Genomic DNA, 20,764 nt, shown 5'->3' with positions numbered 1-20,764 from the left:
ATGAACCCTCAGCGCTAACCCGAACAATGCGGGCGCCATGCGGGTTCAATCATACACGGGAAGCATGCCGCTTCCCATCACGTTGTTATTTTTCAAGCTGCTGCACGTCGATACGACGCGCTTCGTCCAGAATACTTGCTTTAGCACGAATGCGGGCTTCAAGCTGCGTAATCATGTCGTCGTTATCGAGTCTGTCCTTACGCACGCCGTCTTCATACAGACCGCTTTTCTTGTTACCGCCCGTCACGCCCAGCGTAGAAACCAGCGCTTCACCAGGGCCGTTTACCACGCAGCCGATGATCGATACATCCATTGGCGTAATGATATCTTCCAGGCGTTGCTCCAGCGCGTTCACTGTACCGATAACGTCAAACTCCTGACGCGAGCAGGTTGGGCAAGCGATAAAGTTGATCCCGCGCGCACGAATGCGCAGTGATTTCAGAATATCAAAACCCACTTTGATCTCTTCCACCGGATCCGCCGCCAGAGAAACACGCAGCGTATCGCCGATCCCTTCAGATAACAGCAGGCCGAGGCCGATCGCGGACTTCACGGAACCACTACGCAGGCCACCGGCTTCGGTGATCCCCAGATGCAGCGGCTGATCGATCTGTTTCGCCAGCAGGCGATAAGATTCCACGGCGAGGAAAACGTCAGACGCTTTCACGCTGACTTTGAACTGATCGAAGTTCAGTCGATCGAGATGATCCACATGGCGCATCGCAGATTCCAGCAGCGCCTGCGGCGTCGGCTCACCGTATTTTTCCTGCAGATCTTTTTCCAGCGATCCGGCATTGACGCCGATGCGGATAGGAATATTTTTATCACGAGCGCAATCCACCACCATGCGAATACGCTCTTCATTACCGATATTACCTGGGTTGATACGCAGGCAATCAACGCCGTATTCCGCCACCTTCAGCGCGATACGATAGTCGAAGTGAATATCAGCAACCAGCGGGACGTTAACCTGCTGTTTGATAAGCTTGAACGCTTCTGCGGCATCCATTGTCGGTACAGAGACACGAACAATGTCTGCGCCTACGCGTTCCAGCGCTTTAATCTGATTAACCGTTGCTTCCACATCCGTGGTACGCGTATTGGTCATCGACTGTACGGCGATGGGCGCGCCATCGCCGATCGGCACGTTCCCAACGTAAATGCGTGTCGATTTTCTACGTTGAATTGGAGCCTGGTTATGCATTAAAAAATCTCCCGCATTGCCGTCTGTTACTGAGCCGTTGATTGTTCGGCATTAACGGTCAGACGCGCAACCTGGTTAGTTCTGATAAAACGACTTAGATCGACAGGTTTACCCTGGAACTGAATCTGCACTGCCGCCGGAGCGCCAATTTTCAGTTTATATGGCGCCTGACCGACCAGATTCAGATTGCCATCTTTACGCTGCATCCCGCTGAACAGTTTCTTGCCGGTCGCATCGGTGACTTCCAGCCAGCAGTCAGCAGTAAAGTTCATCACCAGCGCGTTAGGATCGCCAGCCGGTGTCGTGACGCCAGCCTGGTCAGTCGGCAGCGGTGCTGCAGCGGCCGGTGCGGTTGCGGTATCAACGTTAGCCTGAGAAGGCGCCACAACGGCGTTCTGTTGCGCATCAGCAGCCGGAGCCTGAGTCGCGGCGGCATTTTGTTGCGCTGGCGCTGCATCCGTTACCGCGCCATTGTCAGCAGCCGACGTGGTATCCGGGCTTGCTGCAGCGCTGGTATCTAACGGTACATTCTGCGCCCCCTCTTTACCGGCATTCAACTCAGCGGAGGATTGATCGGCCATGGTGGTGATCTCTTCCTGCTGCGCCTTATGGTTCTGCCACCACCAGGCGCCTGTCAGTCCGACAACGACAAACAGTACCAGCCAGGTAAAGGTCATTAACCAGCCATCGCGTTTCTTACGACGCTTACCGAGCGAAAAGCTCTGCATCGGTGCGACTTTGGCAGGACGAATCGGAGCCTGTTTTTCCAACCCTGGCAACAGTTCTTCTTCAGGAATATGCACCAGACGCGCATAAGAACGGATATACCCGCGCAGAAATGTTGAAGCGAGATCGGCTGGCGCCTTATCTTCTTCAATATCGCGTACCGTGGAAACCTTCAGGCAGAGTCGTTCCGCGACCACCTGCTGGCTGAATCCGAGTTGTTCACGGGCATTGCGCAGACGAACGCCGGTGGAGAGTGCTTCATTTTTGTCGTGCGTGGCTTCAGTATTCATTCGCTACAGCTGCGTAAATTTGGGTTCTGATGCCGGCGAGCCACAATGCTCACCCACACCGCGAAACATCTGGTCAGTTAACCTTCGTCAGACAGTATAAAACGGTCAGACTATCAATGACAAAACAGCGTAAACCTGAGGGCTAAACGCTTGTTGAACCGCTACATACTGCCTTAAAGTCGACTAAAACGCACCGTTATTATTGCTCAGACGACTACAACAAAGGACCTTATGTAACTTACATTGCACTACGGTACATTATTTATACCGTAGTGCATTCGGCATCAAACGGTTTTGATATCGATAGCATCGCCTTGCATACGCTTGCGCAGAGTACGCTTAGTACGGTCAATAACGTCGCCCGCCAGCTGACCACAGGCTGCATCGATGTCATCGCCACGTGTTTTGCGCACGATGGTGGTGAAACCATAGCTCATCAGCACTTTGGAGAAACGATCGATACGGCTGTTAGAACTACGGCCATACGGCGCGCCCGGGAACGGGTTCCACGGGATCAGGTTGATCTTACACGGCGTATCTTTCAGCAGTTCAGCAAGCTGATGAGCATGCTCAGTGCCATCGTTGATGTGATCCAACATCACATACTCGATGGTTACACGACCCTGATTCGCATTGGATTTCTCCAGATAGCGGCGCACAGCCCCGAGGAACGTTTCGATATTGTACTTCTTGTTGATAGGCACAATTTCGTCACGAATTTCATCATTTGGCGCATGCAGAGAAATCGCCAGTGCGACATCAATCATATCACCCAGTTTATCCAGCGCAGGGACAACGCCTGAGGTGGAGAGCGTAACGCGACGCTTGGACAGCCCGAAACCGAAGTCGTCCAGCATGATTTCCATCGCCGGCACGACGTTAGTCAGGTTGAGCAGCGGCTCGCCCATCCCCATCATCACCACGTTGGTAATAGGACGCACGCCCGTAGCCTTCACCGCGCCGACGATTTTCGCCGCGCGCCAGACCTGACCAATGATCTCCGACACCCGCAGGTTACGGTTAAAGCCCTGTTGCGCCGTAGAGCAGAATTTACACTCTAATGCACAACCGACCTGTGAAGAAACACACAGGGTGGCGCGATCGTCTTCCGGGATATACACGGTTTCTACGCGCTGATCGCCAACCGCGATGGCCCATTTGATCGTACCGTCAGAAGAACGCTGCTCTTCCACCACTTCCGGGGCGCGAATTTCAGCCACTTCTTTCAGCTTGTTACGCAGAACCTTATTGATGTCAGTCATGTCATCAAAGTTGTCGCTGCAATAGTGGTACATCCACTTCATGACCTGATCGGCACGAAACGGTTTTTCGCCCATTTCTTTGAAGAATTCGCGCATTTGCTGACGGTTCAGATCCAGCAGGTTAATTTTTCCATTTTTATTTGGAACCGCAGGAATGACGACTTCAGAGGTGTTAACTAATTCAGACATAATTTTTTCCGGCCTCGTTGTTACACGTTGTGGCCCGTGGAGGGTTAAAAAGAAACGCCCCGGCAAGCGATCTGCTCTTCCGGGGCGTTGCATTGTACAAAGTCTGGCGCAGGGATGCCACGTTTGCACGAAGCATTAGCGAAAATAATATGTAAAGAAAGAACGTAGGCTTGATAAGACGCCTCGCGTCGCCATCAGGCAAAGCAGTGCCGGATGCGCTAAACGCTTATCCGGCCTACAGGACGAGCTTTATTAGCGAGTGCGCGGACAAACCTCGCCTTCACCAAAGAAATAGGCGATTTCACGCGCCGCAGACTCAACGGAGTCAGAACCATGGGTGCCGTTCTCAGTAAAGCTGTCAGCATAATCTGCGCGCAGAGTACCAGCCAGCGCATTTGCCGGGTTGGTTGCACCCAGCAGATCGCGATGGCGCTGTACGGCATTTTCGCTTTCCAGAACAGAAACAACGATTGGACCAGAGGTCATGAATTCAACCAGACCGTCAAAGAACGGCTTGCCATCATGCTCGGCGTAGAAGCCGCGCGCCTGCTCAACGGTCAGGTGCAGCATTTTAGTACCAACAATTTTGAACCCTGCAGCTTCAAAGCGCGCAAAGATGCTCCCAATAACGTTTTTTGCCACCGCGTTTGGTTTGATGATGGAAAAAGTACGTTCAATAGTCATGATTACCTCTGAAAAAGATGTTTTGTTGTGGTTTACCTGGCGCGGATTATAAAGAGCATCCCGGCAATTGACTATTGACGAAGATAACATTTCTTTAAAATAAGATGAATTTTAGCAACAAACAGTGACCAACTGGTCTACTGCAACGAAAATCTCACCGTCGCCACCTGTCCGGCGTCATCCATCACCAACAGTTGATAATCTCCTTTGGTCGCCAACTGTAGCGTCAAACGGCGTCCGCGTTCATCCAGCCGTTCACCGTTAAGAAACCACCAGCGATCGCCTGTCCCGCCGCTGGTTTGTACCGGCAATAAGGCCTGCGCAGAACCGGGTAAACGCTTCACAATCGCGCCATCGCGAACGCCTGTCAACTGCAACGGCAGGGAAGCAACCTGTCCCAGCGGCGGACACGTGGCAGAAACCGGCGGTAGCCTTGCCCCACGGCGCTCTGACTCCGGTAACCATGGCTCCAGCGGCAAAGGCCAGACGATTAACGTTTGCTCGTGCGCCTGTGGGCAATCCGCCGCCACACGTTTGCCTTCATCGTCCAGCCAGATGGGGAAACGAATGCCACTCACGCCTTCCTGTTCGGGCAATAACAACGTTGGCGGCTGGCTACCGTCCAGTAGCCAGGTCGCTAAGCGGCGACGGCAGTTGCCGTCTCCGTCTGGCAAAAATTGCCCGCCAGGCCAGCACACTACGCCCCGACTGACCGACTCTGGTCGCGGGTCTTCCGGCTGATTTGTCCCGCGAGAGAGCAAAAGATTGTTGACCTGATTGAGCAACGGCACAGCGCTGGCAAAACCAAACTGCCCCACCACCGGCGTACCGTCGGGCCTGCCGGTCCAGATGCCAATCACATAACGGGCGTTAACGCCAATCGCCCACGCGTCGCGATAGCCATAGCTGGTACCCGTTTTCCATGCCAATGGCACCACGCGGCTCAGCGCGTTATCCGGCAGCGGCTGTGCTTCGTCAGCCATAATGCGGCGAATAATCCACGCCGCACCTGCTGACATCAACGGACGCTCCAGCAGCGGGTCGTCTGGCTGCAGGCGCAGTTTTCCCGCGTTCCCCTGGCGGGCAAAGGCGCTGTACGCCGCCGCCATATCTTCAAGTCTCGCCCCCGCGCCGCCCAAAATCAGCGACAGATTCGGCGCGGCTCCTGCGGGTAAGTACAACGGCAAGCCCACATTACGTAATTTTGCGGCAAAACGCTTCGGGCCATAGGCTTCGAGTACCTGCACGGCGGGTAAATTCAGCGAACGCACCAGCGCTTCGCTCATACTCACCGGGCCATGAAAACCACTGTCAAAATTCCCTGGTCGATAATCCCCGGTGCGACGCGGTACATCTTGCAACAATGAAGCCGGATGGATGAGTCCGTCATCCAGCGCCAGACCATAGATGAACGGCTTCAGCACCGAGCCCGGCGAACGAATCGCATTCACCATATCCACATGACCAAAGCGGGAGTCGTCATTCATATCTACCGAGCCGACCCAGCCACGCACGCTCATGTCGGTGTGATCGACCACAATCATCGCCAGCGAACTGCGCGCAGGTAAGCGCCCCTTCCAGTTTTGCGCCAGCTCTTCCAGCTGGCGCTGCAATCCGGCGTCAAGGGTGGTCACGATTTTATCGCTCCGGCTTTTTCCCAGCATCATGCGCGAGAATAACGGCGCGAGCTGCGGCATTTGTCGGGGCGCCAGCCAGACCGGTTCTTCGCGTGATTCCTGCACTTGTCTGGCTGGCCAAATACCCTGCGTTGCCATGCGTTCGAGCACTTTATTTCGCGCGGCTTCGGCGCGATCCGGCCAACGATCCGGGCGCAGGCGACTCGGTGCCTGCGGCAGCACGGCCAGCAGCGCGGCATCGGAATAACTCAATTGCGCGGGTGATTTCCCAAGATAGGCCCAGCTTGCGGCTCCCACCCCTTGCAGCGTACCGCCGAACGGCGCGCGGTTAAGATACAGCGTCAGGATGTCGCGCTTGGAGAGATGCCATTCCAGCTGCAATGCGCGCCAGAGTTGGCGGAATTTGCCGCCGAAGGTGCGCGGATGGGGATCGAGCAATCGTGCGACCTGCATGGTGAGCGTGCTACCGCCCGAAACCACGCGCCCGGAGGAGAGATCCTGCCATGCCGCACGCAGTACTGAAAAAGGATTAACGCCAGGATGTTTCCAGAACCAGCGGTCTTCGTAGTTAATTAACGCCTCAAGGTACCGGGGGGACACTTCATCAATTGTCACCGGATAGCGCCAGATGCCATCCGCGTCGGCGAAGCGCCAGAGCGGCGTACCATCATAGGCCACCACGACACGCGCCGGATCGACTTCGTGCAGCGGCAGCGGCCAGATTTTATCTGCCGCCCAAACCGCCGCCGTAAGCAATAACGTAGCGGCTGCCAGCCAGAGCCAGCAGCCGTGTTTACCCAACCCACGCATCATTTACGGTCTGACAATCAACAGTCCCTCTGTCGCACCGGTCGCGCGCCACTGCGGAACGTACATTGACTCCACCTGCGGCACAGGAACCTGATACGTTCCCGGCGTTACCGCCCGCGCCAGATACACCAGCGTCACCGGCTGTCCTTCGTTGACCGCCACCGCGGCGACAAAGCGATCGTCGCGGAACTCAACGTGCTGGATATTCGCCTGCTGCATCTGATTGAGCAGATTAGCCACCTCGCTGCCGCTGTCCTGCAGGCTGGCGCTGCCGTTGGCCAGATTCTGGTTTTCCAGTTCCAGGCCCGCTGGCAGTAAGTCGACCACCAGCGCATCCGGTACGTTCTGGCTGGCTTTCACCTCCAGCCAGACCAGCACCAGTTCGCCGCTGCGCAGAGAATCCAGCGATTTGCTGTTCCCGTCGAGCCCCAGGATCTGACGCTCAATATGCAGAACGTTGCTGACAGGCGTTGGCGAGGTTTGCGGGTAACCGCTCACATCCAGACGCAACCACAGAGGCAGATTACCGGTATTGGTCACGCTCAGCGTAGACAGCGCGTCGGCATCCAGATTACGCGTCTGTGATTTCTCTGCGGCTAACGGCTGTTCAGAGAGTGACGTTTGCGCCTGCCACGAGCCAGGTAAATCCTGTAACGTACGCGCGGCAAGGAACAGCGCATTATTTTCCTGGGTAGAGAGCCAGCGCTGCCCAAAGGCCTGTTCTGACAAGGTGTTCAGCAGCGTATTCTGTACCTCAGGTTTAAGTTTGTTTTCTTCCAGCAAGGCCAGCATCAACGCGTTGTCGCGCAGCTGGCTGCCGTAATCCGCCATCCACTGCTGCGCATCGCGGCGTGGCGTATTCAACGCCAGGGTCAACGCCTGTTCACTACGGTTAGCATCGCCCATATTTTTCAGCGCAATACCCAGTTGCAATAGCGGTAAACCCGAAGCGGCCTGTGCACGATGATCCCAGATCTCACGCAGCGCGCCGAGCGGGGCTTTCTGCTGACGAGCCAGTACCAGCGCGGCGTAGGCCTGGACGGCAAATCGGCTCGCTGATGCGTCGTCGGTATAACGAATCGACATCATGCCCGGATCCTGCAAGTAGCGCAGAAGTCGCTCGTTGCCCCGGTTAATGACCTCTGCCGGCACGCTGTAGCCCTGTTCATTCGCCCGAACGAGGAAATCCATCACATACGCGGTCAGCCAGTACTCTTCCGCTCCGTTCTTATCCCACAGCGCAAACCCACCGTTGTCACGCTGCATTTGCAGTAAACGAGAGATACCAATCTCTACTGCCGCACGGCGTTTTTCATCACTGTCGCCCGCGATACCTAACGCCTTCAGCTGCGCGGCGTTGGTGTATAAAGACGGGAACAACCCGCTCGCCGTTTGCTCAAGGCAACCGTAAGGATAAGCTTTCAGTTCACGGATGTAGCGCGCCAGATTCAGCGGCGGTTTACCGCTGAACAGCAGTTGTCCCTGCATTGTCGCTGGGGAGAAATTCGTCAGTTCTTCACCCGGAAGCTGCCAGGTTGCGCCCGGCTGAAGCGCGACCCCGGTGTTAACGGTTTGCGCCGGGAACGCCGGACGCACACCAATCTTCCACTGCTTATGCTGAACAGGCAGCATTTCGCCCGGTAACGTCAGACCGCTAATCTGCGCCTGAATTTCGCCATCGCCAAAGCCCTCCCGCGCACGCACCGGAATAAACAACGTAGTCCGTACGCCAGGCGCCAGATTTACCGGCGCGGGATCTTGTCCCATCAGCTCCAGTAAACCGCTGGCTACGAGCTTAATGTCCAGCGTTTGCGGTTTGTCAGTCAGGTTGGTCACATCCAGCGTCAGGCGCGACGTATCTCCCCCTGCCAGAAAGCGCGGCATATTCAGTTCAGCAATCACCGGCGCGGCGACAATCACTTTGCTTTCGCTGCTGCCATAGTCATCCGCAGTCCAGGCTTGCGCCATGACCCGTAGCTCGCCGTTGAAATCACCAATCGGTAATGTCACCGTACCTTCGCCTTGCTCGTTAAGTATGACCGGCAACGCCTGTTGCGCCACGATGTTAACGTGATTGACTGGAGGCTTGCCGCCGCGTTTTAACTCATCGCCATCACCACCAAAGCGCAATGCCGCCAGACGCCCCTGACCTTCGATTACCTGGCCGTAAATATCATAAATATCCGCGCCATAGCGTTTTTGCCCGAAAAACGCCTGCCACGGATCCGGCGTGACGTAATCCGTAATATTCAGGACCCCGCTGTCAACGGCAGAGACCAGTACATTAACCTGTTTTGGCACGTCACCATTTTTAACGCTGGCTTTAATCTTGACGGTCAACGGCTGATTGGGCCGTATTTTCGCCGGACTTTCCAGCGCCAGCCCCAGACGACGGTTTTCATCACCTAACGGTAAATGCAGTAACCCGACCGCCCGTTTTGGCGTTGCTGAGCGGGATTTATCGCCAGGGCGTATCACTAAAGCGCTGAGATACAGGTCATGGCGGTTCCAGCTTTTATCGACCGGGATGGAGAGATCAAGACCCGCCGTCGGCACGTCGATCTCTTGCCACCACAGCGGACCTTCGCTGGATTCAACCATCGCATAGCCTTTGCCAGCGGCGGGCGCGGCAATGTGCAGCGTCATAGTATCGCCGGGACGGTAATTGGGTTTGTCCAGTTTCAACGTCACGCGATCGGGACGTACTGACCCGCTGCCGTCGCTGTTATCCTGCCAGCTATAACCGGCCCAGAAGCGCACGCTGCTCACCGCATCATTCGGTGCTTTCACTTCCAGGCGATAGGCGCCCCACTCAACCGGGAAACTGACTTTACCGGTTTCATCGGCCTTAAGATCCAGGGTCTGCTCACCCTCCACCAGATCTTTTTGATCAAACTGAGACTGCCAGCCCTCGCCCTCAGACCAGTTCCAGTAGTAATCACGGCGTTCACGGATCAAACGCACCTGCAATCCGGATACTGCTTTTTTCTCGCCTTGCGCGTCGGCATACACGATATCGAACGCGGCGTTGCTGTTTTCATCGACGATGGGCTGATTCACGGTGGTATCGGTGCGGTAGTCATAAACGGCTTTCGCCGCAAACTGCGGACGAATACCCGGCAGCGTATCCGTAGGCCAGATGGCTTGTTCAACCCGACGGGTCACCGGACGACCGCCCGACTCCAGCAGGCTGGCTTGCAGAATGACCTGTAACGGGGAATGCGTCTCCTGCCACTGGCTGTTGGTGGTCACTTCGCCGCGACCGTGGTCATCCAGCGTCAGTTGAACTTCATCAAGACTACGGGAAAGGTTTTCTTCGGCGATATTCCCAAACTGGAAGCCCGGTAACGCCTGTACCGCATCCCGCAACGGACGCAGATAAAGCTGTCCTTGCAGCGCATTGCCGTTGGCGGGCGCGCCGTACAGGTAGTAGCCCACCACCGAGAACTTCACTTCATCAGTTGGTGCCACTGGCCTCTTGTTTGCGGTGAGATTGAGCGCCATTCGCTCCGGCATAAAGTCTTCGACGTGGAAATCCCACATCCGCGACTGGTTATCACCGGTATTAGCCCGAATATGCCACATGCCGGTTGGCGCGCTGCTGTCCAGCGGCCAGCTAAAGCGGTACAAGCCGTTTTCCGGTTGGCTAACTACCGAGCGTAAAACCTGTCCGTCGGGTTTCACGATCTCCAGCTTCACCGGCTGGTCGGGCAACGTTTTACCATCGCTGTCGCGCAGTAATCCGTTGAGGATCACCGTTTCGCCAGGACGATAGAGATCGCGTGGGCCGAACATAAAGAACTGTTTGCTGTATCCCGGCGCGCCAGCGATATCAAATTCAGCCAGATCCAACGCCGGGAGCTTCAGGTCCAGCAGCGTGGTCTGCCCGTCTTTGCGGGCCAACAATAAGGCGGCGTCTTTATCCGTCTCGAGCTTCACGTGCCCCTGAGCGTCGCTGGTCGCCTGTGCCAGCGTCTGTCCTTTTTCATTGAGTAAGGTGACATCAATCCCCTGCTGCGCGGCACCGTTTTCCAGACTCTGCGTAAAGACATCCAGTTGATTATGGTAACGGTGTGCAGACACACCAATATCGCTGAGCGTGAACAACGTCGCGGCATTGCTGTAGTTGTAATGTCCGGCCTGATTCATCACCGCCACGTACACGCCCGCCTGCTGCAGCGGCTTGATATCGCTCAGCGGCAGCAGCAGTTTCTCGCGGGTATTGCGCGCAGGATTGAGGTCAAAGCGCCCGGTATACACCAGTTCCGCCATTTTCAGCAGATTGTCGGACTCCCAGTTAGACAACGAATTGCGGTATTCCCACTGGCTGACAAACGCACCGAGCGACTCAGGCTTCACGCGAAAGAAGTTCACATCCACGCTATTGACGTTAAGAGCCATCACCGGCAGCCCTTCAATCACTTTTCCCGGCAGCAGCGAGCCGCGACTGGCGAAGCCTACGCTTGGCTGGACGTCGCGGGTGGTAATATTTTTTTCATAGTCGATAGCGAACGTCGCTTTATTCAGTGCCAATAAATCACGCTCAATGGTCACCACCAGCTCGCGGTTAGGTTCGAGGTGGCGTAAGCGTAGCTCTTTCAGATTTGGCGCCAGCTCCCAGGCCCCATCCACTTTGCCGCTTTTTTTATCGACAACATGCAGTACGCGAGAAAAATCTTGTTCAGGATCGAGAGGAATAGAAAAAGTCAGCACCAGCGTCGCCGCACCATCCAACTGGACTTCTGAGGCATCCAGCAGCGTCAACGGCTTGCCCTGGCTTTGCTGCATCAGCTTTTGTAATTGCCCCGGATCTTTTGCCGGCGTGGTCTGTGGGGCGGGCGTATCATTTTTTGCCGCCACCGACGGCTTATCGTTATTATCGCACCCCGCCAGCGCCAACATCAGCATACAGGCCACTACGCGTAAATGTTTCATTTTTCATCCCTGGCCTGAGTGGCCCGTTAGCTACGTAGAACAACTATTATGCGTCAGATTTCAACAGGTGGAAGTCAGTAATAGGATGTTGTTGTCTGAATTTTCGTGATTAATGTGGGTCCACCTGACAAATCAGCCTCTTTTACTTGTCGCTTTACGGTAAACAGCCGACAATTCGCCGAAACCTGGTAAAAATGGAGATGCCTATGACCACCGCCTTCTTTGTCGCTGCCGACTGGCTTATCGAACACATTGACGATCCGGAAATACAAATTCTTGATGCCCGGATGGCTCCTCCAGGACAGGAAGATCGCGATGTTGGCGAGGAGTATCGCGCGAGCCATATTCCTGGTGCAGTCTTTTTTGATATTGAAGCGCTTTCCGACCATACCTCGTCATTGCCACACATGATGCCGCGCCCGGAAGCCTTTGCCGTAGCTATGCGCGAGCTGGGGGTTCATCAGGATAAGCATCTGGTTGTCTACGATGATGGCAACCTGTTTTCTGCCCCGCGTGCCTGGTGGATGCTGCGCGCATTTGGCGTGGAAAATGTCTCCATTCTGGCAGGCGGTTTTGCGAGCTGGCAGCGTGATGCGTTACCGTTGCAGAAAGGGAACGTTGATTTGCCCGAAGGCGAGTTTGACGCCGCGTTTACGCCAGAGGCCGTAGTGCGGGTGACCGATGTCCTGCTGGCCAGCCATGAAAAAACCGCACAGATTGTCGATGCGCGACCGGCTGCGCGTTTTAACGCCGAAGTTGACGAGCCGAGGCCAGGCCTGAAGCGTGGTCATGTGCCCGGTGCGCTGAACGTACCGTGGACAGAGTTGGTTCGTGACGGTGAATTAAAAACCACCGATGAGCTGGATGCTATCTTCTTCAGCCACGGCGTGAGTTTTGACCGCCCTATTATCGCCAGTTGCGGCTCCGGCGTAACGGCTGCCGTGGTGGTGCTCGCACTTGCCACGCTGGGCGTTTCCAACGTCGCGTTGTATGACGGCGCATGGAGCGAATGGGGAGCGCGCAACGATTTACCGGTAGAACCCGCTGAGACTAAATAAAATCTGATTTACACCTCTTTTTCGCCCACAAAAAAACCGCTCATTGAGCGGTTTTTTTGTGCCAGTCCGGTTCGCGGCCTTCCCAGCAGGCTGTGTTGCCATAGCAACGCAGGCGCACCTCAGTAGCTAAATATTCCGGTTTAATAGAATAAAAGTCAAGTTAATTAACAGGGAAACTATTCAACATTTAATGTATTATTCTGAGCGGCCCTTTCCGCTGTCTCGCAAACAGGCACTGGCTTTAGGGAAGGTCATTGTATGGCCGTATACGCAGGTGCACCTCAGCGCTTGCTATCACGGCATGATCGCCAGTGGTGCTGTCGTGATGCGGTCTTCGCATGGACCGCGCAATGAAGATACGGTACTTCTGTATCGTGCTTGTTGTATCTGGAACGTTGTGTCTTCACGGGGATCGGAGTTACTCAGGTAATTCTGTACGCGTGACGCTCAGCGCCCAGGGCAAGTAAGCCAGGTAGCCGCCCTATGGGGCGGCTTTCCTTTACTCAGATAATCCTGTTCTGTTTGAAATCCCGCAGGAATCCGCCCCAGCGACGCTCGTAGAAAGGCGCGATGTGTTCGGTAATAAAGTGGCTGACCCCTTTCTCACCTTTCACCACCTGGCAGATATCAATCGGTTCATCGCCCGGTAACGTGTCCGTTGCAACACTCCCCGTGGCATGAATAATCTCTTCAATATCGCCATCGGCTTCAATTCCAATCAGCAGGTTGGGTTGGGCATCCGGACTTTCTTTGATCGAGCAGAGAAATGCGCGTTTTACCGGCTTAATGGTTTTAAACAGCGTAGTCAGCGAGTCAATCATCTGCGCCGGAGGTTCAGCGACTTCAGAGAGGATCAACGATTCACCGCCTTCCAGTACTTCCTGGGTGCTGAGCGGATTCCCCTCTTCTCCCATCAGCAGGCTGATTTCACGCGGCATAAATTCTTTGCCGGTCGGCAGTTTCGCGTTGAGAAACAGCGTTTCGCCGAGCGTCATTTCAAACAATGTACGCACCGGCATGACGACAAATGCCTGCTCATCTTCAACCGCCTGCTGCAGGGCTTCCAGGGAGGTAAAGAACGGGATCACGGTGGTGCCGTCTTCCTTTTCCCAGTGCTGAAGGTCGAGGGCGCTGTCTTCAACCACCGCCTCGCCTTCTGCGGCAGTACCCGGCACCCAGACGGTAGACTCCAGTAAAGTACGGAAAAATGCCGGGCGATGCGCAGGCTCTGTCGCCGCTTGCTCCAGCAGGGTTTCTAATTCGTTTTTCGTTTCGGACATAGAGATCACAAATTATGAATATATGAGTTGTAGGCCTGATAAGACGCACCGCGTCGCCATCAGGCACAATGCCGGGTGGCACTTCGCTTACCCGGCCTACAAAAACACCTTTCAGGCAGTCAACAGATTCGCGATAGTACGCACACCTAAACCGGTTGCGCCCGCAGACCACTGCTCAACTGGCGCTTTGCGATAGGTTGCAGAGCAGTCAATATGCAGCCAGCCCTGCTGATAGTTTTCCACGAAATGGGACAGGAAGCCCGCCGCGGTGCTGGCACCCGCCGGATAGGCCGCGCTGCCGGTATTATTCAGCTCGGCAAAGTTAGACGGCAACTGGCTACGGTGGAACTCTGCCAACGGCAGACGCCAGAACGGTTCGTTTTCTTGCGCCGCACTTGCCAGCAGACGGGCAGCCAGTTGATCGTCAAAGCTAAACAGCGCGTGGTAATCGTTGCCCAGCGCCGTTTTTGCCGCGCCGGTCAGCGTCGCAGCATCAATGATCAATTCTGGTTTTTGCGCGCTGGCGTCGATCAGACCATCGGCCAGTACCAGACGCCCTTCGGCATCGGTATTCATCACTTCAACTTTTTTACCGTTGCGATAGTGAATAATATCGCCGAGCTTAAAGGCGTTGCCGCTGATCAGGTTATCCGCGCAGCACAGGTACAGCTTCACGCGCTTGTTCAGACCACGGGTGATGGCGAACGCCAGCGCGCCGGTGACCGTTGCCGCACCGCCCATATCAGACTTCATTGAGTCCATAAATGCGCTTTGCTTGATGCTGTATCCGCCGGAGTCAAAGGTAATTCCCTTGCCAACCAGACAGGCATAAACCGGGGCTTCTTTATCGCCAGTTGGATTGTAATCCAGCGCCAGCAGCACCGGAGGACGTTCGGAGCCACGACCTACGGTATGCAATCCCATGTAGTTCTGCTCGCGCAGATCTTCACCTTTAGTGATGCGGTAAGAGACGTTATCGCAGGCAACAGAACACAGCAGGTCTACTGCGCGTTGCGCCAGCTGTTCCGGGCCCAGCTCTTCTGCCGGGGCGTTAATGGTATCGCGCACCCAGTCAATAATTTTCAGACGGTTATCCAGCTCTTTGCGCTGTGCCTCATCCAGAGCAGCCCACTCAACTTTGCGGGTGCCTTTTGGTCCTTTGTAGCCCTGCCAGAACGCCCAGCTACGTTCGGTATCCCAGCCTTCACCATCCAGTTGGACATGTTTAATACCCAGACCGTCAATTTTACGCGCAGCGCGCTGGATAAGGCCGAGGTCATCTTTTCCGTTCAGGTGCAGGGTAATGCCATCATTATTAATGCTGTATGTCGCCTTTTCACCCCAGCGGGCATCGGCAGGTTGCGTGGAAAGCGTAATTTTCATGGCTTCTGTCATTGTATTTATCCTTATTTTCGCGCATACAGGAAAACGGGCCACCCGTGGGCAGCCCGTTGACTTATTCGGCTTCGTCCAGCCAGACCAGCAAAATGGCCTCAAGGATTTTTTCGTTCGATGCCTGTGGATCATCATCGAACTCTTCCAGGTCACAGATCCACTGGTGCAGATCGGTGAAACGAACGGTCTTGGGGTCGAGATCGGGGAACGCGTCGTACAACGCCTCGCCGATTTCGCGGCTATCGGTCCACTTCAGTCCCATACTACCCTCTGTTAATGCTCACGCGCATGATTGATTGTGTAACGTGGGATTTCGACCACTAAATCGTCCTCGGTGACGCGCGCCTGACAGCTTAAACGGCTCTCCGGCTCCAGTCCCCAGGCTTTATCCAGCATGTCGTCTTCTTCTTCTGTGCTTTCCGGCAAAGAATCAAAACCTTCACGTACGATGCAGTGGCAGGTTGTGCAGGCACAGGATTTTTCACAGGCGTGTTCAATCTCGATACCGTTACGCAGGGCAACGTCAAGAATGGTTTCGCCGGTCTCAGCTTCCAGAACTGCACCATCGGGACAGAGATCCTGATGAGGCAAAATAACAATCTTTGGCATATTAAACCTCGTCCACGGAATGGCCTTTCAGCGCGCTACGGACGGACTTGTCCATGCGGCGAGCGGCGAACTCCTGGGTTTGTTTGTCTACGTTTTTAATGGCTTGTTCTATCGCGTCAACATCGTCACCCTGTGCAACCTCGCTCAAGTGCGCGGCTGCGGTGTCGATAGCCTGACGTTCTGCGGCGCTTAACAGCGCGGCATCAGCGTTCAGCGCACCGGATAAACTTTCCAGTACGCGTGCCGCTTCGACTTTCTGTTCTGCCAGCATACGGGCTTTAACGTCCTGCTCGGCAAAACTCATCGAATCCTGAATCATGGAGGCGATTTCACTGTCGGTCAGACCGTAGGACGGTTTAACCTGAATTGAGGACTCAACGCCGGTGGATTTTTCCATCGCGGTGACGCTCAGCAGGCCATCGGCGTCCACCTGGAAGGTCACGCGGATATGCGCGCCGCCAGCTGGCAATGCTGGGATGCCGCGCAGCGCAAAACGCGCCAGTGAACGGCAGTCCTGCACCAGCTCACGTTCACCCTGCATCACGTGAATGGACATCGCGGTTTGGCCATCTTTAAAGGTGGTAAAATCCTGCGCGCGCGCCACCGGAATCGTGGTGTTACGCGGGATCACTTTCTCCACCAGACCGCCCATCGTTTCAAGGCCGAGCGACAGCGGGATAACGTCCAGCAGCAGCATTTCGCTGTCCGGTTTGTTCCCGACCAGAATATCCGCCTGGATTGCCGCTCCGATAGCCACCACTTTATCCGGGTCGATAGAAGTCAGTGGTGTACGGCCAAAAAATTCACCGACGCGTTCACGCACCAATGGCACGCGCGTTGAACCACCGACCATCACCACTTCCAGCACATCCTGCGGCTCCACGCCCGCATCTTTCAGCGCGCGACGGCAGGCCAGCAGCGTACGCTTGACCAGTGCGGAAATGAGTTCATTAAAGGTTTCACGGGTGATTTCACCCTGCCATCCCGCCACGTTAACCGTCACAGAATCGGCATCGCTGAGCGCGATTTTCGCGGCAATCGCGGCATCCAGCAGTTCGCGCTGTACGCGGTTATCGCTACGATCGGTCACGCCAGCCTGCTGGCGAATATAATCGGCCAGCAGATGGTCAAAATCGTCGCCGCCGAGCGCGGAATCACCGCCGGTCGCCAGCACTTCAAACACGCCGCGGCTCAGGCGCAGAATAGAAATATCAAAAGTACCGCCGCCAAGATCGTAGACCGCAATCACGCCTTCCTGACCGGAGTCCAGACCATAGGCAATCGCAGCTGCGGTCGGTTCGTTCAACAGACGCAATACGTGAAGGCCCGCCAGACGCGCGGCGTCTTTGGTCCCCTGACGCTGTGCATCGTCAAAGTAAGCCGGAACGGTGATTACCACGCCGTCCAGTTCGCCGGACAGTGATTCGGTCGCCCGCGCGGCCAGCGCTTTCAGAATATCCGCGGAGACGCGCACCGGATTAAGCAATCCGGCAGCGGTTTCAATCATCGGCAAGCCGTTTTCGCTTGCCTGGAACGTATATGGCAGATGCGGGTAACGCGCCTGGATATCCGCCAGAGAGCGGCCCATCATGCGTTTTACCGAACTGACGGTGTTTGCCGTATCCAGCGCAGCATTGGCGCGGGCATCGTAACCGACAGAATAACCCTGCTGCTGATAGTGAACCACTGACGGCAACAGGTGGCGACCTTCATGGTCTGCCAACGTTTCGGCCTGGCCGCTGCGTACGGTCGCAACCAGGGAGTTGGTGGTGCCTAAATCGATACCTACCGCCAGACGACGCTGGTGCGGCGCGGCGCTCAGACCAGGCTCACTAATTTGTAATAAGGCCATTTTCGCTTCCGGAAATTAAAAATCGAGCAGTTTTTCTTCGAGTTGTTCTGCACTGCTTCGCAGTTTATCGAGAAAACGCAGCTTACGCACGGTATCTGCCGCTGCGTCCCACGTCTCGCTATCCAGCTGTTCCACCATCAGTTGATGACGAACGTTATACATTTCGCTGACGCGTTGCATAAACGTATCCAGACGTTGACTGTCCTTCGCCTGTTCAATTTCGTCCAGCTCTTCACGCAGTTCCAGTTGTTCCATCAGGAACGCGGTATCGCGCACCGTGTGCTGCTCGCTACGGATATCAAAACCGTGTAAAGACAATAAGTATTCGGCGCGCATCAAAGGATGACGCAGCGTTTGCCAGGCCTGGTTGATCGTGGCGGACTGCGAAACCGCAGCAAGTTGTTCCGCCTGAGAGCCGCTGGCAAATTTATCAGGATGATACTGACGTTGTAGATCCTGAAAACGGAGGCTCAGCGCCTGAGTATCGAGCTGATAACGGGCTGGCAAGCCAAAGAGGGTGAAGTAGTCCATAACATTCTCAGGGCATCGATTCTCTGTTGTTCACGGGAGCAAAACCAGAGAGTCAGGTAAAACAAACCCCACGCGCAGGCGACCACGGTGGGGTTATCGGTAAGCGCGTTACACGTGGAAGCTTTCGCCGCATCCACATTCGTCTTTCACGTTCGGGTTAGTGAACTTAAACCCTTCGTTCAGACCTTCTTTGACGAAGTCTAACTGCGTACCGTCGAGGAATTGCAGGCTCTTACCGTCGACCACAACTTTAACGCCTTTGTCTTCAAACACGGTATCTTCAGCCGCCGGCTCGTCAACAAATTCCAGTACATAGGCCATACCTGAGCAGCCGGAGGTTCTCACGCCCAGACGCAGACCAAACCCTTTACCGCGGTTTGCCAGGAAGGTATTTACACGCGCTGCTGCACTGTCGCTTAAGGTAATCGACATAATAAAACCTCAACTCTTAATTATTTTGCTTCACGTTTGCTTTTGTAATCCGCAATCGCGGCTTTAATCGCGTCTTCAGCCAGAATAGAGCAGTGAATTTTCACCGGTGGCAGTTCAAGCTCGTCGGCGATATCGGTGTTTTTAATCGCCTGTGCTTCGTCCAGAGATTTCCCTTTCACCCATTCGGTAACCAGAGAGCTGGAAGCAATAGCGGAACCGCAGCCGTAAGTCTTGAAACGCGCGTCTTCAATGATACCTTCATTGTTGACTTTAATCTGCAACTTCATCACGTCGCCACAGGCCGGTGCACCCACCATGCCGCTGCCCACGTTCTCGTCGCTGTTGTCAAAAGAGCCCACGTTACGTGGATTCTCGTAATGATCGATTACTTTTTCGCTGTAAGCCATGATGAATTCTCCTTATCGATACCGATTAGTGATGTGACCATTCAATGCTGTTCAGATCCACGCCCTGTTTGAACATTTCCCACAGTGGAGAAAGGTCACGCAGACGGCCGATGGAGTTGCGAACCAGATTGATGGTGTAGTCAATCTCTTCTTCGGTAGTGAAACGACCTAAAGAGAAACGAATTGAGCTGTGTGCCAGCTCGTCGGTCATTCCCAGCGCGCGCAGCACGTAGGATGGCTCCAGGCTTGCAGAAGTACATGCAGAACCGGAGGATACAGCCAGATCTTTCAGCGCCATAATCAGCGATTCGCCTTCAACATAGTTGAAGCTAACGTTGAGAATGTTCGGTGCGCCCTGCTCGAGATCGCCGTTAAGATACACTTCTTCCATATCTTTCACGCCGTCCCACAGACGGTTACGCAGACTGCGCAGGCGCGCCATCTCGGTTTCCATCTCTTCTTTGGCGATGCGATATGCTTCACCCATCCCAACGATCTGGTGCACAGGCAGCGTACCGGAACGCATGCCGCGCTCGTGACCGCCGCCGTGCATCTGGGCTTCAATACGAATACGCGGTTTACGACGCACGTACAGCGCACCGATGCCTTTCGGGCCATAGATTTTGTGACCGGAGAAGGACATCAGGTCAACTTTCAGTTGGCTCAGATCGATAGGCAGTTTGCCCACGCTCTGGGTCGCATCAACGTGATAGATGATGCCGCGCGCACGGCACATTTCGCCGATAGTCGCGATATCCTGCACCACGCCGATTTCGTTATTCACGTGCATGATGGAGACGAGGATGGTGTCGTCACGCATTGCCGCTTCAAGTTCTTTCAGGTCGATAATGCCGTTACGCTGCGGGGCGAGGTAGGTAACCTCAAACCCTTCGCGCTCCAGCTGACGACAGGTGTCCAGCACGGCTTTGTGTTCGGTTTTGCTGGTGATGATGTGCTTGCCTTTTTTCTGATAAAAGTTGGCTGCACCTTTAATCGCCAGGTTATCGGATTCAGTCGCACCGGAGGTAAAGACGATTTCACGCGGGTCGGCACCCACAAGATCGGCAATCTGGTTACGGGCGATATCTACCGCCTCTTCAGCATGCCAGCCGAAACGGTGTGAACGAGACGCTGGGTTACCAAAGTTTCCGTCCAGGGTCAGACACTGCATCATTTTCTCGGCAACACGCGGGTCCACCGGCGTGGTTGCGGAGTAGTCGAGATAGATCGGTAATTTCATTGCTCTATAAACTCCGTACATCGCTTCAATGCAAGGAATCAGGCAACCGGCTGGATGTACGACCGAGTTAACGGGGCGTCTAACACCCCGGCCTGATTCTAATATCTTATTATCTTTGCCCTAAATAGTTCGTGTTGCAGCAAGGCGGCAAACTTGAGAGTGCCCAGGAGCTTACATCAAGTAAGTGACTGGGGCGAGCAAGTGTGGCCAACGCAGTTGCGGC

17 protein-coding genes are annotated in these 20,764 nt (G+C 55.1%); 2 read left to right on the top strand and 15 right to left on the bottom strand.

Features of this window, described 5'->3' with window-relative positions:
- Positions 1 to 85 precede the first annotated feature (85 nt).
- From ispG to OGX91_RS18955, 6 genes are all read right to left on the bottom strand, one after another.
- Entirely contained in the window at positions 86 to 1,204 is a 1,119-nt protein-coding gene (ispG, locus tag OGX91_RS18980; RefSeq protein ID WP_040233471.1) for a flavodoxin-dependent (E)-4-hydroxy-3-methylbut-2-enyl-diphosphate synthase, read from the bottom strand.
- A gap of 26 nt (positions 1,205 to 1,230) precedes the next feature.
- Entirely contained in the window at positions 1,231 to 2,220 is a 990-nt protein-coding gene (rodZ, locus tag OGX91_RS18975; RefSeq protein WP_005120425.1) for a cytoskeleton protein RodZ, read from the bottom strand.
- Between the two features lie 284 nt (positions 2,221 to 2,504).
- Entirely contained in the window at positions 2,505 to 3,671 is a 1,167-nt protein-coding gene (gene rlmN / locus OGX91_RS18970; protein ID WP_003037713.1) for a dual-specificity RNA methyltransferase RlmN, read from the bottom strand.
- A gap of 252 nt (positions 3,672 to 3,923) precedes the next feature.
- The gene (gene ndk / locus OGX91_RS18965) at positions 3,924 to 4,355 is read right to left on the bottom strand and encodes a nucleoside-diphosphate kinase (RefSeq protein WP_181617591.1); all 432 of its coding nucleotides are present in this window, start codon (positions 4,353 to 4,355) and stop codon (positions 3,924 to 3,926) included.
- A gap of 137 nt (positions 4,356 to 4,492) precedes the next feature.
- Entirely contained in the window at positions 4,493 to 6,805 is a 2,313-nt protein-coding gene (gene pbpC, locus OGX91_RS18960; protein WP_188232145.1) for a peptidoglycan glycosyltransferase PbpC, read from the bottom strand.
- Positions 6,806 to 11,737 (bottom strand): alpha-2-macroglobulin family protein, encoded by a 4,932-nt coding sequence (locus tag OGX91_RS18955; RefSeq protein WP_286627180.1) that lies wholly within the window; start codon positions 11,735 to 11,737, stop codon positions 6,806 to 6,808.
- A 206-nt stretch (positions 11,738 to 11,943) separates the two neighbouring features.
- Between OGX91_RS18955 and sseA the strand changes: the two genes are divergently transcribed.
- Entirely contained in the window at positions 11,944 to 12,795 is an 852-nt protein-coding gene (gene sseA / locus OGX91_RS18950) for a 3-mercaptopyruvate sulfurtransferase (protein WP_155021416.1), read from the top strand.
- A gap of 338 nt (positions 12,796 to 13,133) precedes the next feature.
- Positions 13,134 to 13,262, top strand: coding sequence for a small toxic inner membrane protein TimP (gene timP, locus OGX91_RS18945; protein ID WP_342446913.1), 129 nt, complete (start codon positions 13,134 to 13,136; stop codon positions 13,260 to 13,262).
- 36 nt (positions 13,263 to 13,298) lie between these two features.
- On the opposite strand, the gene sseB is transcribed toward timP, so the two are convergent.
- From sseB to iscS, 9 genes are all read right to left on the bottom strand, one after another.
- A complete protein-coding gene (gene sseB / locus OGX91_RS18940; protein WP_005120414.1) occupies positions 13,299 to 14,075 on the bottom strand; it encodes an enhanced serine sensitivity protein SseB in 777 nt (258 codons plus the stop codon).
- Between the two features lie 111 nt (positions 14,076 to 14,186).
- Positions 14,187 to 15,470, bottom strand: a complete 1,284-nt coding sequence (gene pepB, locus OGX91_RS18935) for an aminopeptidase PepB (RefSeq protein ID WP_005120412.1) — start codon at positions 15,468 to 15,470, stop codon at positions 14,187 to 14,189.
- Between the two features lie 61 nt (positions 15,471 to 15,531).
- On the bottom strand, positions 15,532 to 15,732 hold the full coding sequence (iscX, locus tag OGX91_RS18930; RefSeq protein ID WP_003037694.1) for a Fe-S cluster assembly protein IscX: 201 nt from the start codon (positions 15,730 to 15,732) through the stop codon (positions 15,532 to 15,534).
- A gap of 11 nt (positions 15,733 to 15,743) precedes the next feature.
- Positions 15,744 to 16,079 (bottom strand): ISC system 2Fe-2S type ferredoxin, encoded by a 336-nt coding sequence (fdx, locus tag OGX91_RS18925; protein ID WP_003037690.1) that lies wholly within the window; start codon positions 16,077 to 16,079, stop codon positions 15,744 to 15,746.
- 1 nt (position 16,080) lies between these two features.
- Complete coding sequence (gene hscA, locus OGX91_RS18920; protein WP_005120411.1) at positions 16,081 to 17,931, bottom strand: Fe-S protein assembly chaperone HscA; 1,851 nt, start codon at positions 17,929 to 17,931, stop codon at positions 16,081 to 16,083.
- A 15-nt stretch (positions 17,932 to 17,946) separates the two neighbouring features.
- Positions 17,947 to 18,462, bottom strand: coding sequence for a co-chaperone HscB (gene hscB / locus OGX91_RS18915; RefSeq protein WP_005120410.1), 516 nt, complete (start codon positions 18,460 to 18,462; stop codon positions 17,947 to 17,949).
- A 108-nt stretch (positions 18,463 to 18,570) separates the two neighbouring features.
- The gene (iscA, locus tag OGX91_RS18910; protein WP_003037681.1) at positions 18,571 to 18,894 is read right to left on the bottom strand and encodes an iron-sulfur cluster assembly protein IscA; all 324 of its coding nucleotides are present in this window, start codon (positions 18,892 to 18,894) and stop codon (positions 18,571 to 18,573) included.
- Between the two features lie 20 nt (positions 18,895 to 18,914).
- Positions 18,915 to 19,301, bottom strand: a complete 387-nt coding sequence (gene iscU / locus OGX91_RS18905) for a Fe-S cluster assembly scaffold IscU (RefSeq protein WP_002913991.1) — start codon at positions 19,299 to 19,301, stop codon at positions 18,915 to 18,917.
- Positions 19,302 to 19,326: 25 nt separating this feature from the next.
- Positions 19,327 to 20,541, bottom strand: coding sequence for a cysteine desulfurase (gene iscS, locus OGX91_RS18900; RefSeq protein WP_151217660.1), 1,215 nt, complete (start codon positions 20,539 to 20,541; stop codon positions 19,327 to 19,329).
- Between the last annotated feature and the right edge of the window lie 223 nt (positions 20,542 to 20,764).

The sequence above is a fragment of the Citrobacter sp. Cpa228 genome (genome assembly GCF_030333085.1).
Taxonomy (GTDB): domain Bacteria; phylum Pseudomonadota; class Gammaproteobacteria; order Enterobacterales; family Enterobacteriaceae; genus Citrobacter; species Citrobacter pasteurii.
Note: the sequence above shows the minus strand (reverse complement) of the source record. Positions and strands in the feature narration are given on the sequence as shown.

Excerpts from the sequence above, each read along its gene's own strand:
- iscX (WP_003037694.1), bottom strand. The coding sequence starts at position 15,732 with ATGGGACTGAAGTGGACCGATAGCCGCGAAATCGGCGAGGCGTTGTAC.
- pepB (WP_005120412.1), bottom strand. The coding sequence starts at position 15,470 with ATGACAGAAGCCATGAAAATTACGCTTTCCACGCAACCTGCCGATGCC.
- ndk (WP_181617591.1), bottom strand. The coding sequence starts at position 4,355 with ATGACTATTGAACGTACTTTTTCCATCATCAAACCAAACGCGGTGGCA.
- ispG (WP_040233471.1), bottom strand. The coding sequence starts at position 1,204 with ATGCATAACCAGGCTCCAATTCAACGTAGAAAATCGACACGCATTTAC.
- pbpC (WP_188232145.1), bottom strand. The coding sequence starts at position 6,805 with ATGATGCGTGGGTTGGGTAAACACGGCTGCTGGCTCTGGCTGGCAGCC.
- rodZ (WP_005120425.1), bottom strand. The coding sequence starts at position 2,220 with ATGAATACTGAAGCCACGCACGACAAAAATGAAGCACTCTCCACCGGC.
- fdx (WP_003037690.1), bottom strand. The coding sequence starts at position 16,079 with ATGCCAAAGATTGTTATTTTGCCTCATCAGGATCTCTGTCCCGATGGT.
- OGX91_RS18955 (WP_286627180.1), bottom strand. The coding sequence starts at position 11,737 with ATGAAACATTTACGCGTAGTGGCCTGTATGCTGATGTTGGCGCTGGCG.
- timP (WP_342446913.1), top strand. The coding sequence starts at position 13,134 with ATGGACCGCGCAATGAAGATACGGTACTTCTGTATCGTGCTTGTTGTA.
- sseA (WP_155021416.1), top strand. The coding sequence starts at position 11,944 with ATGACCACCGCCTTCTTTGTCGCTGCCGACTGGCTTATCGAACACATT.
- hscA (WP_005120411.1), bottom strand. The coding sequence starts at position 17,931 with ATGGCCTTATTACAAATTAGTGAGCCTGGTCTGAGCGCCGCGCCGCAC.
- iscA (WP_003037681.1), bottom strand. The coding sequence starts at position 18,894 with ATGTCGATTACCTTAAGCGACAGTGCAGCAGCGCGTGTAAATACCTTC.
- hscB (WP_005120410.1), bottom strand. The coding sequence starts at position 18,462 with ATGGACTACTTCACCCTCTTTGGCTTGCCAGCCCGTTATCAGCTCGAT.
- iscS (WP_151217660.1), bottom strand. The coding sequence starts at position 20,541 with ATGAAATTACCGATCTATCTCGACTACTCCGCAACCACGCCGGTGGAC.
- sseB (WP_005120414.1), bottom strand. The coding sequence starts at position 14,075 with ATGTCCGAAACGAAAAACGAATTAGAAACCCTGCTGGAGCAAGCGGCG.
- rlmN (WP_003037713.1), bottom strand. The coding sequence starts at position 3,671 with ATGTCTGAATTAGTTAACACCTCTGAAGTCGTCATTCCTGCGGTTCCA.
- iscU (WP_002913991.1), bottom strand. The coding sequence starts at position 19,301 with ATGGCTTACAGCGAAAAAGTAATCGATCATTACGAGAATCCACGTAAC.